The 15910-nt window shown below is 44.0% G+C and carries 7 protein-coding genes; 5 read left to right on the top strand and 2 right to left on the bottom strand.

Going from position 1 to position 15910, the window contains the following annotated elements:
- The first annotated feature begins 415 nt into the window (after positions 1-415).
- Entirely contained in the window at positions 416-1576 is a 1161-nt protein-coding gene (locus tag Q1A23_RS19535; protein WP_299826583.1) for a hypothetical protein, read from the top strand.
- Between the two features lie 151 nt (positions 1577-1727).
- Here Q1A23_RS19535 and Q1A23_RS19530 read toward each other — a convergent pair whose 3' ends face one another.
- Positions 1728-2876, bottom strand: coding sequence for a serine hydrolase domain-containing protein (locus Q1A23_RS19530; protein ID WP_299826581.1), 1149 nt, complete (start codon positions 2874-2876; stop codon positions 1728-1730).
- 754 nt (positions 2877-3630) lie between these two features.
- On the opposite strand from Q1A23_RS19530, the gene lnt reads away from it, so the two are divergent.
- Both lnt and Q1A23_RS19520 read left to right on the top strand, forming a co-directional pair.
- Positions 3631-5187 (top strand): apolipoprotein N-acyltransferase, encoded by a 1557-nt coding sequence (gene lnt, locus Q1A23_RS19525; protein WP_299826579.1) that lies wholly within the window; start codon positions 3631-3633, stop codon positions 5185-5187.
- Between the two features lie 102 nt (positions 5188-5289).
- Entirely contained in the window at positions 5290-7563 is a 2274-nt protein-coding gene (locus Q1A23_RS19520) for an MBG domain-containing protein (protein WP_299826577.1), read from the top strand.
- A 188-nt stretch (positions 7564-7751) separates the two neighbouring features.
- On the opposite strand, the gene Q1A23_RS19515 is transcribed toward Q1A23_RS19520, so the two are convergent.
- Complete coding sequence (locus tag Q1A23_RS19515; protein WP_299826576.1) at positions 7752-8825, bottom strand: ATP-binding protein; 1074 nt, start codon at positions 8823-8825, stop codon at positions 7752-7754.
- Between the two features lie 431 nt (positions 8826-9256).
- Between Q1A23_RS19515 and Q1A23_RS19510 the strand changes: the two genes are divergently transcribed.
- Together Q1A23_RS19510 and Q1A23_RS19505 are read left to right on the top strand one after the other, a co-directional pair.
- The gene (locus tag Q1A23_RS19510; RefSeq protein WP_299826574.1) at positions 9257-10237 is read left to right on the top strand and encodes a helix-turn-helix domain-containing protein; all 981 of its coding nucleotides are present in this window, start codon (positions 9257-9259) and stop codon (positions 10235-10237) included.
- Positions 10238-11083: 846 nt separating this feature from the next.
- Positions 11084-15910: glycine-rich protein (locus tag Q1A23_RS19505; RefSeq protein WP_299826572.1), on the top strand; the 4827-nt coding region annotated here is incomplete at its 3' end.

The following is a 15910-nucleotide window of genomic DNA, read 5'->3' as shown; positions in this document are numbered from 1 at the left end:
TTGCTATGGAGGCGGAGGCTTCGTACCCAATGATAGGGTTGAGGGACGTTACAATGCCGATACTGTTCATCACCATAGTCTTGTATATCTCTTCATTCGCAGTAAAAGGTAGAGGTCATAGAGCAGGGTCAGATAAATGTACCACCTAGTCGTGATTAACTCATTGAAATTAAATGAAGTAAGTTGATTATACACACTCGTTTAAGTTTTGTGCATAAATAAAAGCTAATGTATTTAGTCTTATTTATACTTATACTAATTAATTTAGCCTTATCAATGGGTTTGTTTTATGAAAGGCCCCATGATTAAAACTTTAGAAGTATACAATGTAGAACGCTACCATAGATAAGTTTCATAACATATGGTAACCTATAAAGTATAATTAGAAGCTTTTCAGCCATCAGCACGAGTAACTATGTTAGCATCAGAGCAGAGAGATTTCTTTAAGTATAAGCGCAGCTATCTGGAAGTTAAGCAAGAAATATTTCTGAAGTACTTTGATGCCTGGTGCAACTTAAGCTTGCTCAGGCTCCAGGACAATGTGAATGATACAATGTTGTTTGTGGACTTGAATACAGGAGGAGATGTGCCTACAGAAAGTATAACAGGTATCGATGTTAATAATCAGCTTTATAAGACAATACTTGCAAAGCCTGCTCTAAATCAAGCCATACATCCCTTTTTTTATAACAGGAGTAAAGATACGCTGAAGGCGCTGCAAGAGGGTGCAACTGCATTGGCTTTTTACGAGGAACTTCACCAACCACCCAGGGCCATCAGCGGAGCAGAAGATAAAGCGGCATTGGCTAGCTTATTTGCATCTGGATGTCCTTCATTACTTTTTATGGATCCTTTCGAGAATGGCTATACAAAAGAGATGCTGCAGAATGCTTTAGAACTAGGGCAAACTGATGTGTTTATGCTGCTTAACCCAGAAAATATTGCAAAATCCGTATTAGGGAAGAAAGTAAGTATGCCCTTAGCTGCTTTATTTGGTGAGCAATTGGAGGTAATTAAAACTTATTGCAAAAAGGAAAAAGACAGCTTTAGGCGACAGGAGTTCATACTTAATAGCTTTATCAGTATGCTGCAAAAGAAAGGCTCATTCACGCTGCTGTTTAAGATAAACCTACCTGAGTCAGCGCAACCGTATTGCTACATCCTTTTTGCGAGTACTGATGGTCAGGCTTACAGTATATTCAAAGAAGTTGTATTGCCTTACAGTATCATAAAAAAAGATGGGGTTCCTGAATTTGAAGCCAATGGATTTATCAAACCCCAGTTTTCTCTGTTTGAAGAGCCTCCAATCTATACTTGTGAGAACCTACTGGAGCGAGTTACAAAGAATGCCAGCCTGTACAAGTATAAATCCATCGAAAAAATATATACGCTAGACAGCTGCGGCACTAACTACATTTTACAAAACTATGTGGCGGTGTTTGATGCGATGCGCAAAGCCGGTAAAGTTGATTTGCTTAATGCTAAAACCATGCAGACAATCAGCAAACCTACTCCATCTTCAATTATCAAGTATAAAACCTGTACTACTGCAGTAGCTGAAGAATCTGCAAAATAGTGAGCTAGAGTAGCAAAGAATACTGATGAAGATTAGAGAATCCCTGTAAAGTATAGGATACAGAAAATGCTGCTATACTTTAGATAACCAGTATATATGGCTGGCAACTCACTTACTAAAGGTATGGCTTTGGTAGGTGAACTGCCAACGGTTATTCTTTGATTAAATTAGTATAAAGGCTGTTAACAGTTGCTGTGATAACCTTATTTATTTCATCGCTTTCTGGTGCGTTGCAGCCGTTTGTGATAACTACAATGCCAAATTTCTCTTTTGGGTGAAAGAACATGGCGCTGTATAGGCCGTAAGCCGTGCCCGTATGGCCTTTCAAAGTTTTACCCGGAATCAAATCATCTACCGTAGTGAGAGCCAAACCATAACCATTTTCCGCAACCTTAGCCTGCATTTTCTTGGCACTCTTCTTTGATAAAATTCTGGTGCCTTTATACTTTCCGTTGTTCATGTGCATGGCCATGTATTTAGCCAAGTCCTGCGCCGATATTTTCATTCCGCCGGTAGGGGAGAAGATCGGTGTACTGTAGCCCATTACATAGTTTCTGATTTCTTCTCTGCGTGGTGCGTAAGCCGAAGGAGATGGCGAAAAACTATCCGAACCAGCATCATACGCATACAATGTCGTAAATAGTTCAGCATCTAGGGAATCGACACAATACCCTCCATACAAATTCAAAGGGCTCAGAATGTGGTTTTTTACATACTGGTCAAAACGTTCTCCTGATTTTTTCTCGATGATGGTGCCAACCATGTTAAAGTTCAGGTTGCAGTATTCATACCCATTGCCGGGTTCATAGTCATTATAACATTTTTTCCAATCTGGGTTTTTGGCAGGATTAATGGCATCTAATGTAAAGTACCCTTGGCTGTCGTTGATGCTGGAAGTATGTGAGAGTACCATTTTAAGCGTAATCACCTTCTCAGGGTACTTAGGGTTTCGCACTTCGAAACCAACCAAATTACTTATATCATCTTTTAAACTAAGCTTGCCTGCCTCTACCAATTGCATGACAGATGTCGCAGAAAAAGACTTAGAGATAGAGGCTATCCTGAAAATATCGTTGTTAGTAAGTGGTGTATTGCTTTCGATGTCTTTTAAACCAAAAGAGTTGGTATATACAATAGCATCTTTTTTAACCACAGCAACACCTAAACCTACTACATCCATTTGCTCCATAATGCCCTGTATCGCTGCTTCAGCCTTAGCCGCCTGGGCGTACCCATTTACTGCAACAGAAACGACAGCTGTAATTGTTAAAACTGCTTTAAATAGTATGGTTCTGATCATTGGGTATAAAGTATGGAGTGGGAAATACTTGTTTAAAATGAAATGTTCTCTAGAGTAGTGCATTTAAATTTAGGAATAATGATCCAATCAGTAAAGCCAAAATGCAGCTTTATATAGCAGGAACATGTATGGGCTGTATAGGCATTATAAGGTAACAATATTATACTACACTAAAATCAAGTATAATGGCACCATAGCTTCATCTTTATGCATTTCGGTCTAGGCGGCTCTTTTAAAACCACAAGTACAGGAATAGACTAATTTTGATATCATTAAGGAGCACAATTAGTAGCCGGAGTTAAATCTTTACTTGTTACAGGCAATTTTTGTCATCTGCCTAGGATTACTTAACAGCTTATACCGATTCTATACTGCAATAATGTTCGTGCTGGCATTGCCAATCTCCTGAGTGTATGAAAGTTAAAAGGAGACAAAGTAGAGAACAATAAGTATACAAAGTAGCATAACAAAATCATATATACTTTTCGCTATATAATTTAATGTTTTATATTTACGAACTGTTGGCTCAAAACAAACTTTTCGCCTTTATTAATATTGCTGATAGTAACACAGCAAGGTTGTGCCGTTGGGTTTTATGATTTCCTTAAGCAAAAATTGAACAGATAAAATACCCTCTCTTTTATCGTAAGGTGCAATGTTGTATTAAGCATTAGAAGTAACGGACAGGTTATTTAAGTACTGCATTCTTCAGGTTTGATCAGCTTCAGGTCTTTTTCCAGATTTAAATACTTTAATGAATATAACCCAATACTGGTCTTTGTCCGGAAAGTATTCTTTTGCACGGGTAGTGGCGTCAGCGATTCTTTTCAGCCTTTCGCTGATGTTTGTCAATTATGTGATTGCCTGGTTTGCGCTTCTGCTTCTTTTCATCTCCCTTTTTAAAGTTTCAGGTACTCAGCAGGCATTTCGAACGGGGTTGCTATTTGGAGCAGTCTCTGCTGGCATTCTCAACTATTGGATGGTGCCCGCCATACAGTATTATGCCCAAAGTAGCCTGTTGCTGTCCGTGGCATGCTGGTTACTGGCAGTTTTACTTATCGCGCTGTGCTACGGCTTTCAGTTCGCTTTGTATGAGAAAGTACGGTTTCAGTCAGGTACATGGTTAGCTTTGTTGATGAATGCAGCCTGGATGGCTATGCTATGGGTGGGAATGGAGTGGCTGCGAGCCATTGCTTTTGCCGGTTTGCCATGGCTGAGTTATAGCTTTGGAGTTTCTATCAGCAGTCAATTATACTTGGTGCAGCCTGCAGCCTTTGGTAGTGTATATATTCTTTCTTTTTCGCTTGTTCTGTTTAACTACATCCTCAGTTATGCGATTTACAGCAGTAACTGGAAATGGATTATTGCACCTTTGGCCATCGTTGGGTTTCATACTTTGAGTGGAATACTGCTGTATCAGCAAATATCCAACAGTATTAATAAAGTGTCCCAAAGGCCTGTTACAACAGCACTTGTGCTGGCGGCCCAGTCTCCGGAGGCTGTGTGGGATGAGCGCAACGGTAACGCCCTGGTGCAAAGCCTCCTTACACTCAATAAAAAAGCGGCCTCCGTTGATCCGGACTTAGTACTTTGGTCTGAGACGGTGGTACCTTGGGTCTATAGTCCCAATGATGATTTTTTACGAGAGCTTTCCCGTGAACTGTCAGGCAAAAAGGGGCACTTTATGTTGGGGATGAGCTCTCCTACCGCACAGGGCGATCCTTCAGTTTATAACTCTGCTTACCTTTTTAAAGCTGACGGGCAGTTGGCTGGCCGCTATGACAAAACTGAGTTATTGACGCTGGTTGAGCGGCCTTTATTTAGGGAAGAAAGTAACATTGTATTGCCGTTTCTGGCTGGTGGTGCGCTAACAGTTAAAGCTGGTTCCAGCAAGCAGTTAATGCAGACGCCCTGGGGCGAGGCAGGCCTGCTGCTGTGTAGTGAGTCTGCAGTACCTGCATTAACGAACAGGTATGGTCAACAAGGCGCTACTTTTTTGGTTAACCTGGGCAACGACGGCTGGTTTTCAGACTATTTTATAACCGAACAACACTTCTACAATGCCAGGCTGAGAGCAGTAGAGTCCCGCAAGGACATTGTCATCAACAATAACCGTGGTATCTCGGGTGTAATACACGGAAGCGGAGATATTGGGGCACAATTTCAATCCCAGGTAGCAGATGTGCAGCAGGTTACCTTTTATCCAAACGCATTAGCGGCATTTAATTACCAAAACTTTCTGTACATCCTGTTTTCCTTGGGTGTGCTGCTGCTGCTGCTCAGGGTTATGGGCAGCAGAACTATAACCTGAACTTGCCCTAAAGATGTAGCTTAAATAATAGTAGTGTCTGGTAGAGCTTGAATGCCGGTTAATAAGTACGCTTACAATTTTACCAACCATAATCCATTATAAATGAAAAAAATAATACTCTTATTCTTCTTCAGTTGCATGTTCCTGGAGGTCGTCGCATCCCCTACGGTAACGCAGAGCGGTTGGCGCTGGAGAAATGACAACGGATCTGAAGCTTCAGCCTCCTGGAAAGGGGAGGAGAAGCAGGAAATTAAGCTACGATCCGTGGATGAAACATTTAGGCTCCGCATCAGATTGGTTATTACGCCAGCCGAAGAAAGTTGGGCGCGCAGTTCTGTTTATAAGCAATTGTCTTATTCAACAAGCCCGGATGGCGAATTCTTGCCCATGTCTTCAGACGAGCCAGGTAGCCACTTTGTATTGGCGCCAAGTGCATATGTGCCTAACGGTACTGCTACAACTCAGAAACTTTCTGCTGGAGGAAATTCACCTTTCGAAGCAGGTAATGTTATATCTGAAGCCGATGTAGATGAGTACCTTGAATTTTACTCAGGGAATTATGTGCGTGAATATGAGTGGGTGGTTAAGCCTACGGCTGCCGCAGTAAGCGGGAAATACTACTTTAAGATGAGGAATTACTCAGGCTCTTTATATGATGATCAACCGCTAGCATCCATTGATTACGCTCCGGTACTTAATGTCAGCGCGTCTAAAACAGATGTAAGTTGCCATGGTGGCCAAAACGGATCAGCGAATGTTACGGTTTCCGGCGGAACTGCTCCTTATACCTATAATTGGTCTTCAGGTGGAACAGGGCCAGAAGTTACAGGGTTGGCAGCCGGTACTTATGCGGTAAATGTATCAGACGTGAATGGTAATACGGCCCTGGTAAATGTGGTGATTGCAGCCCCAGAAGCGCTTACTGCGACTATCACAAAAACAGATGTAACTACAGCCTGCGGTGCTGATGGTACAGCCACAGTAACTGTAGCCGGTGGTGTAGGGGAACTAACCTACAATTGGGCACCAGGCAACCCGGCCGGCGACGGAAGTGCTAGCGTTACCAACCTGCCGGCTGGTACTTATACTGTAACCATCACAGATGAAAATAACTGTAGTACTACTGCAAGTGTTACAATAGGGGCATCAGAGGATACGCAGGTGCCAATTGTCAAGGTAAAAGACTTTTCGGTTAGGCTAAACGCTGACGGTGAGGCTACAGTAACAGCAGAAAATATCGACAACGGTAGCACCGATGCTTGCGGCATTAAGTCCCTTGTTCTTAGCAAGACCAAATTTTCTTGTGCTGATCTGGGTGAAAACACTATTACACTAACAGTAACAGATAACAATGGCAATGTTGCTACGGCAACAGCTACCGTAACTGTTAGCAAAGCGCTGCAGCAGATTACCTTTGGCGAACTGCCTGATGCTACCTACGGAGATGCAGGAATTACCTTATCGGGTGCGGCCACATCAGGTGCATCTTTAACGTATACTGTAGACGGTCCCGCAAGTATAAATGGAAATGTATTAACCATTACTGGCGTTGGCCTGGTTACAGTAACTGCTGCACAGGCTGGTACTGATTGCTTTGAGGCAGCCGATATCGTGAAACGCACTTTTACTGTAGCCAAAAAGGAGCTGACAGTTGTTGCAGATAACAAAAATCGTGTGTACGGAGAAGAGAATCCTGCTCTAACCTACACTATTACAGGTTTTGCCGGTACTGAAACGGCTGATGTGCTGACGACTGCACCAGTTGCCACTACAACTGCAACAGCCGAGAGTAATGCAGGAGAGTACCCAATAACCGTGTCTGGCGGCAGCGACAACAACTACAGCTTTATTTACCAGTCCGCTATTTTGACGATAACGAAAGCTACCGCCACAATTGTTCTAAGTAACCTAGAGCAGGCCGAGGATGGCCAGCCGAAGACAGTTACCGCCACTACTACACCAGCAGGGTTAAATATGACCATCACGTACGACGGCGCTGAAGCAGCACCAGTTGCGAGGGGAACATATGCGGTTGTTGCTACTGTAAATAACCCAAACTATATGGGCACAGCCACCGCAACCCTTACTATCATGGTGCCAACAGGTGTAGTTGGCAATGCAAAAGACGCGAGTGGTATTGTGCTGTACCCTAACCCAACTATAAACGGAAAGGTATACCTAGAAGTAGCAGAGCCAAAGGCTATTGGTAATGCAATAGTGGAGATCCATACTGCCAACGGACGGTTATTAAGCAGCCACAAGGTAAATGTTACTGGCCAGCTTGAACTTGACTTAAGCAAGTATGGAACTGGGTTTTATTTGGTACGGGTGATCAAAGGCAAGATTGTTCATACCTTTAAAGTACACAAGCAGTAAGCTTTTCATCAGTTAAAAACAGGAAAGGGGTGGCATGTAGATGTCATCCCTTTTTTATGATCGTCCTTGTATCTTACCTAAAAGTATAAATCGCTCCAATAGCTTATACTTTATAATTGCACAAGTATAAGCTCGGCCAGCTTCAGACGCAAAGTAGGCGCGGCTATTGGCATTTAGTGCAGCTTCAGTTACCTGAAGTAAACCATAAAAGTGGCACCTTCTCCAACCTTGCTTTCCACTTCAATTTTGCCACCCATATTTTCCACCATACCCTTCACAATAAATAAGCCAATGCCTGTGCCCTCCACCGTGTCATGTAATCTGGTATAGCGGTTAAAGATGGACTGTTTTTCATTCTCTGCAATGCCTAAGCCGTTGTCGCTTACTTTTAGCAGGATGTATTTCCCACATTTCTGTGTTGTGATGGTAATCTCAGGTGCGATGCCAGGCTTCTGGTACTTAATGGCGTTTGAGAGTAAATTATAGATGATGCTTCTGACGTTCTTACGCGAGAAACTGACTTCCGCTTCCCCGATTTTGGTTCTGATCTTTGCGTCGGTCTCAGCAATTTTATCCCGGAGGGCAAGCATGGCATCCTCTATTACATTTCCGAAGCTTACACGCTCCGCTTCCTTCGCAAAATCCGTGTCATTGTTTATGTCTGCGAGGTCTTCTACTGTATTGCGCAAATTATCCACAGACTCGCGCAGCATTTTAATGATCTGACTATAGTCTTCTTCGCTATTTGGTGCTTCTTCCAGTATCCTGATCAATCCTTCCATATTAGAAAGAGGGCCCTTTATGTCGTGTGAAATGGAGTGGATAATGTTTTCGTAGTTTCTGTGCAGTTTTTCATAGCCTTTCAGGACCTGAATGCGGTCGTTGATGTCGATAAAGGTAATGATGACTCCATTCGTCCTGTTTTCTTTCTTGATAATGTATGGCAGGATGTTCATCTGATACCATACCTTATCCGTTGTCTGTATTTCCTTCTCTAAATCCCTGCTGCTCTCAATTACTTCGGTTATGTTCTTGATGATAGTCGGAAACCGGATGTTGTTGGATACCTCGTTTATGTGTCTGCCCACATCATCAGCTGTAAGCTTAAAGTGCTTCATGGCGGCTGGAGTAAACTTGCGCAGAATCATATCCGCATCAACAAAAAGCTGCGGGATAATCGTGTTATTAAAATAGTTCTCAAGCTCATCGTTCAGCTCGATGAGCTTTTCCAGCTTACCTGTTTTTCTAGGTGCTTGTCCCATTGGTAATGGATGCTTTAATGTTGCATGGTTTGATAGTGATTATATAGTTAAGGCACTTACTCATCTGATAGAACAAATAATTACGGAACTAAGTCTTTTTGGATATAACTAAACTCTCTAATTAAAGGATATAAGCATTTGCCCGGTGTCTAGAAAAAGGGTGTTAATAAGGCGGCAGTAAGTATAGCGAACGAGTAACAAATTTGTAGTGCTTTTTATGGTGGATACATACTATACGGCTGGTGCAGTCGGCAGCTGTTTTCTTGGGTTCTTAGCATGCGTAACGACTTAATAGTGTAGATATATTTTTTCAGTTAAGTGCTGCTGTATTACTATATTCTACTTTTTAGTTACATTTACCATATGTAGCATATAACCATATCTAATCTTGATTTTATTTATACTTACTGTTCGCTAACGTGACTTGCCTTATGCCTGAAGATTCCTTAAAATTCACACAAGCAAATCCGGATGATATAGCCTATGTTATTGGGCTCCTCTCAACACAGTACACAGTTTGCAACGATCTGCAAGAGGAATTTTACAAGTATACGTATGCGCTTAGTTTGAATGAAGGCGAGCACCTGCTTCATCAGGGGGGGCTGTGTAACTACATGTATTTTATAAGGGAAGGCGCACTTATGGCGTATTCTTTACATAAACAGAAGAAGATCACTACATACATCTCAGTTGAAAACGAGTTTGTTAGTTCCTTGTCAGGCCTTTACGGCGAGCAACCCTCCAGAGAAGCTATAATTGCAGTAGAGCCTACCTTGGTTCTGGCTGTGCACACAGATATTCTGCAAGGCTGGTATAAGCGGTTTTTTGATCTTAATTACATTATCCGCCAAGTATACGAAAGTTACTATCGCGATGCCCAGGAGCGAACCCATGTTGTTCGCGTAGGCAATGCTATCGAACGCTACCACTATTTCGTAAAATCTAAACCCGGCTATATTGACCGGCTCCCGCTGAACTGCATCGCTTCCTTTCTGGACATGAAGCCCGAAACACTTTCTAGGATAAAAAAACAGAGTAAGCTTGATGTGCAGGATAATGATATAGAAAGCCTATTTAAGCAGGCTGAGCAATTTATGCAGGCAACTGAATGTTTTAAGGAGAAGACGATTAAAATACATGTTTTTGCAACACGTTTGGGTATACCTGCCTATAAACTCTCCTATGCATTAAACACATATGCAAAAATCAATTTCAATGATTTTGTTAACCAATACCGCATTTCTTATTTAAAAGCACAATTAGAAAAAGCAGACGCTTTGCAGAACTTTACAATTGAAGCTTTGGCGCTGCAGGCGGGTTTTGCATCCAGGAGTGGATTTTACAAGGTTTTCAAAAAGATTGAGGGCATAAGCCCTAAAGAATACTTAGCTGCTTTAAAGACTTTGTTATAACTATTTATTTGATCCATTTGTAGCCCTGAAATATGATCAAGTGCGATCAAATTTGCAAGCCATGATTGTTTAATAATTATAACTATACGCTCAGTAGATAATTTTTACTAAGGAAGAACTGTGTGTAACACATTGTATAGTATAGCCATCATGCAGCATATACTGTATTAAAATATACTGTCAATTTAAGAGTATATGGGGGTGCTGTTAATATGCTAAAGCCCTAAAAATTAAATTGAATATAATTAATATAGCATGTTTATTTCCAAATTTAACTTAGCATTTCTTACAGCCTGCTTTAGATACTTTATTTGTCTCCGTTTTAAATACAGGACAAACTAGTGCAATTCTTTATCCGAAAGTCCCTACAACTGACTGTAACTTGCAGGAAGTTTTCAAAGATCATTAATACGTGTTTAGAGGTTCTGATTCTTGAGAGGCCAATTAGGTCATTCGCTTTTATCTGAATTTCTTGAGTACCAAAGGCAGTATTTTATTTCTTACTGTTTCAATGGCGCTTATCATATGGCGCTTACACTTTTATCCGCTCTAATTCTACTACAGAAAACGATTACAAGCATTCCTCCACTACTTTAATATGAAGGATTGTACTGCAAAAGCTTAATAACCAATTTATAGCCAAACTTTTACACCCTTTTATGAAACAATCTGCTGTGCCCTCTGCCTGGAGGGCCTGTGCGCGGTTTGCAGCTATGCGGCCGGCTATCCTGTTCCTGCAGTTCTATTCAGCACCGGGAGGTATATTCTTAAACAATGGCCTAAAAGGCTACCACAGATACTAGCAGCATTTTTCTGAATCAATCATTTTTCAACCAACCCTTATTTATGAAACAATTTTACATGCAGTTATCCGCATTGTGGGGGCACCCCCATACTTGTGGCATAACAAAACCTAAAGGGCTTTTGCTCGCTCTGGTCTTCCTGTTTTGTGTGCCTAGTTTGCAGGCTCAACAGGTTTACACTTTCAATTATACTGGTTCAGCTGTGGAATGGACTGTGCCTGCAGGCGTCAGTTCAATCCGGTTAGAAGCATGGGGAGCACAAGGAGGTAGTGCACTAATGAATGGCTGCACAACGACTGGTGGCCTAGGAGGATATGCAAAAGGAGAGTTGACAGTAACACCTGGACAGGTTTTAAAAATATATGTAGGTGGTGCTGGGGGAGCTGGTAATAGTGGCGGCTTTAATGGAGGTGGCCGAGGAGGTAGTGATGCAAATACTACATCTACTGGTGGAGGAGCCTCAGACATAAGAGTAGGAGTCGCAAGCTTAAATGATAGAATATTAGTAGCTGCTGGTGGTGGCGGTGCTGAACTTCACGGAGGGTGCGACATTTCAGGTGGTGCTGGGGGAGGTCTAACTGGCGGAAGCGGTATTGGAAACAGTACTCTTGCTAATTCTGGAATTGGAGGTAGTCAAAGTGCCGGAGGCCAGGGAGGACCTAATACAGTATATAATAATTATGGCACTTCTTCTTCGCCTGGAACCTTCGGGGCTGGTGGTAATTCAGCTAGTCTTCATTCAGGAGGCGGTGGAGGTGGCTGGTATGGTGGTGGCTCTGGAGGTGTAAATGCGAGCGGAGGTGGCGGTTCATCTTATGTAAATGGTGTTATCAACGGCTCAACCCAATCAGGTATAAGATCGGGTAATGGACTGATAGTTATTACAGACCTATACTCAGTTACCATAGAAGAAACTAAATCTATAGCCTGTGCAGGTGATGCAACTGGTGAGTTAACAGCAACTGTAACAGGGGGTACAGGGCCTTATACCTATAGTTGGTCTCCATCTGGCGGTACTGGCGCAACGGCTACCGGTTTAACGGCAGGCACCTATACAGTTACCGTTACAGATAACCTTGGCGCTACAACAACTGCAACTAAAACACTAGCTGTAAATGCTGATACAGAAGCACCTGTAATCAAAGCTAAAACTTTTACAGCACCATTAGGGGCTAATGGCCAAGCTACAGTTACTACTACAGATCTAGATAATGGAACCACCGATAATAGCGGCAGCTTTACATTAGGCTTCTCTCCAGTTGGTAAAATATACGCTGTTGCCAATGAGAGGGAGGCATTGGTTCTTGCTGCACCAGCAGGAACCGTTATCACAAGTATAAACTTTGCAAGTTACGGTATGCCCAACAGTTCTTGTAATAGTTTCTCGATTGGCTGGTGCCATGCTGCAAATAGCAAATCAGTAGTTGAAAATCTGGCACTCGGTAAAAACTCTGTTACTATTAGTGCCACAAATGATGTGTTCGGTGACCCTTGTAGTGGAACAGTCAAACGTCTTTATGTTGAAGCGACGTATGGTACTCCTCAGTCTAGCCTTTCATTCACTTGTAGTAGCCTAGGTGTGCAAAATGTTACACTTTACGCCCAGGATGCAAGCGGAAACACTTCTTCAGAAGTTGTTGAGGTAACAGTAGTAGATAATATCGCCCCAACCATAACAGCTCCTGCGGCGGTTGCGGTTAATACAGACGCCGGCAAGAACACAGCCTCTGGCGTTAATTTAGCTACACCTGTAGTAGCAGACAACTGCCAGCTTGGCGCGGCGACAAACGATGCGCCCGCCGCTTTCCCGCTCGGGCAGACAACCGTGACCTGGACGGTGACGGACGCTGGCGGTAAAACGGCCACGGCCACGCAGCTGGTTACGGTGACGGATAAAGAAGCCCCAGTACCTAACGTGGCCACTTTGCCGGTTTTAACCGGCGAGTGCAGCGTAACAGCCACGGCCCCGACGGCCACGGACAACGCGGTGGGTACCGTTACAGCCACGACCACGGACCCGCTGGAGTACCTGGAGCAGGGTGAGTTCACCATCACCTGGACCTACGACGACGGCAACGGCAACACCCTCACCCAGACGCAGCAGGTAATTGTCAAGGATGTGACGGACCCGGTTTTCGCGGCTGTATCTCCGATCGCGCAGAACAGCGACCTTGACAAATGCGGTGCCATTGTGACTTATTCTGCCCCTGTAATTACCGATAATTGCAAAGGCGCGGAAGGCAAGAGCGTGTTGTTGATTTGGGATGAGATGAACACCCATACCACAAGCCTAAAAGATGCCCTTACCGCCGCAGGGCTTGAGGTTACATTAAGTGCAACTAGTGAAACACAGTATAACGGCACGAACCCATCTTTGACAGATTTTGATGCCGTTATCCATTTGAACGGGACTACATATGGTACTGGTATGCCAGTTGCCGGCCAGAGTGCCTTGGTTGATTTTGTGCTGGATAAAGGTAAAACCTACATCACCAACGAGTGGTCTGCTTATGAAGTAGATGACGCAAAAACAATGGTGGCCATGACTGACATCGTTGTGCTTAAACGAACAAGTGCCGGTGGTGGTCAGGTCACCTACTCTGTGGTGAGTGCTGAAGCAGCACACCCTATCCTGCGTGGCCTCCCGGCTACCTTTACTTTGCCTACGGGATCAGCTAACTACGGGGGCGCGAGATCTTATAGTTCTAATCAACCGAGAGTTCTAATGACTTCTCCGTACGGGGCAGCCGTTGCAGTAAGGGAGTTCGCCAACGGCGGCAAGGCGGTAGGCTTTCAACATGTTGGTAACTATTCCGGATCTTCTATCCTGTCTGACGGTAACGTGCAAAAGCTCTACATCAACGCGGTGAAATACAGCAATGGAAGTACTGTTACCGTTACCCAAACAGCTGGGCTTGCATCCGGTTCTTTGTTCCCGGTTGGTAAAACAACGAATACATTCTTGGCTACTGACGCTGCAGGAAACACAGCTGAGATTAGCTTTGATGTGACAATTACAGATACGCAGAAACCAACAGCAATTGCAAAGAACATCACCGTTCAGCTTGATGCTACAGGTAATGCCTCTATTACAGCTGACGACATCAACAACGGAAGCTTGGACGCCTGCGGTATCAAATCGGTAACACTAGATAAAACCAGCTTCAACTGCGACAACGTGGGAGATAACAAGGTTATACTTACAGTAACCGACAACAACGACAATGTTTTCAAGGCTGAGGCTATCGTTAAAGTAGAGGATAAAGTTAATCCTACAGCTGTTGCGCAAAACATCACCGTTGAGCTGGACGCCACGGGCAAGGCGACCATCACGGCTGCGCAGGTGGACAACAGCTCTTCTGATGTTTGCGGTGACGTTACACTTGCGCTTTCAAAGTATGACTTCGACTGCGGCAATGTGGGAGTAGAGAACACCGTTACCCTGACTGTTACCGATGCATCCGGCAATGAGGCTAAAGCAACTGCTACAGTAACAGTAGTAGATAACGTGGCTCCGATTGCCAAGGCACAGGACATTACCGTTCAGCTTGACGCTGCGGGTAATGCAACTATAACGGCAGCTCAGGTGGACAACGGTTCTTCGGACAACTGCAAGATTGATGAAATTGCGCTGTCTAAGTATGACTTCGACTGCGGCAATGTGGGAGTGGAGAACACCGTTACCCTGACGGTGACAGACGTGAACGGCAAGGTTTCCACGGCCACGGCCATTGTTACCGTGGAGGATAAAATCAAGCCTTCTGTTGTTACCAAGAACATAACGGTGCAGCTCAATGCTTCCGGAGCGGTTACTATTGCTGCCGAGGATGTGAACGATAGTAGCTCAGATGCCTGCGGTATCAAATCGTACAGCATCGATAAAGAAAGCTTTGACTGCAGCAACATCGGGGCAAACACAGTTACCCTGACGGTAACAGACAACAATGATAATGTGTCTACGGCCACGGCAATTGTTACCGTTACAGACCCAATAGCGCCGAATGCAGTTACAAAAAACATTACTGTTGTCTTAAACGCTAATGGCACAGCAACCATCACGGCTGATGAAGTGAATGATGGTTCAACTGATGCCTGCGGTATCAAATCCATAGCGCTGGACAAAACAGCTTTCGACTGCAGCAACATCGGCCCTAACACGGTAACGCTGACGGTAACAGACAACAATGATAATGTGTCTACGGCCACGGCAACGGTCACGGTTGAAGATAACACAGCTCCGAATGCTATAGCTCAGAATATAACCGTTCAGCTGGATGCAACAGGTAACGCTACCATTACGGCAGCTCAGATTGATAACGGCAGCACGGACGCCTGCGGCATCAAATCGGTGACCCTGGACAAAACCAGCTTCGACTGCGAGAACGTGGGAGCCAACAAGGTGATACTTACAGTTACCGACAACAACGGCAATGTCTCCACGGCAGAGGCCATCGTTGAAGTGGAGGATAAAGTGGCACCGACTGCGATGGCGCAAAACATCACAATCCAGTTAAATGCATCTGGTACAGCCACCATAGTTGCGGCTGATATAGACAACGGCTCTGCTGATAACTGCGGTATCGCTTCGCTTACACTTTCAAAAACTGCCTTTGGCTGCGCTGATGCAGGCGACAACAGTGTGACCCTGACGGTAACAGACAACAGCGGCAACACGCATACGGCCACGGCCATTGTAAAGGTAGAAGACAAGGTACCCCCGGTGGCTATTACTCAGAACTATACCGTGCAGCTGGATGCGTCTGGTGAGGCAGTCGTTACTGCTGACCGGGTAAACAATGGCTCTGCCGATGCCTGCGGTATCGCTTCTATGGTGTTGTCTCAGACAGCATTTGACTGCTCGCATGTAGGT

It is taken from the genome of uncultured Pontibacter sp. (assembly GCF_947492645.1).
Taxonomy (GTDB): domain Bacteria; phylum Bacteroidota; class Bacteroidia; order Cytophagales; family Hymenobacteraceae; genus Pontibacter.
This window is presented reverse-complemented; position numbering and strand designations above follow the sequence as displayed.

Coding starts and splice junctions, on each gene's coding strand:
- Q1A23_RS19535 (WP_299826583.1), top strand. CDS start 416: ATGTTAGCATCAGAGCAGAGAGATTTCTTTAAGTATAAGCGCAGCTAT.
- Q1A23_RS19530 (WP_299826581.1), bottom strand. CDS start 2,876: ATGATCAGAACCATACTATTTAAAGCAGTTTTAACAATTACAGCTGTC.
- lnt (WP_299826579.1), top strand. CDS start 3,631: ATGAATATAACCCAATACTGGTCTTTGTCCGGAAAGTATTCTTTTGCA.
- Q1A23_RS19520 (WP_299826577.1), top strand. CDS start 5,290: ATGAAAAAAATAATACTCTTATTCTTCTTCAGTTGCATGTTCCTGGAG.
- Q1A23_RS19515 (WP_299826576.1), bottom strand. CDS start 8,825: ATGGGACAAGCACCTAGAAAAACAGGTAAGCTGGAAAAGCTCATCGAG.
- Q1A23_RS19510 (WP_299826574.1), top strand. CDS start 9,257: ATGCCTGAAGATTCCTTAAAATTCACACAAGCAAATCCGGATGATATA.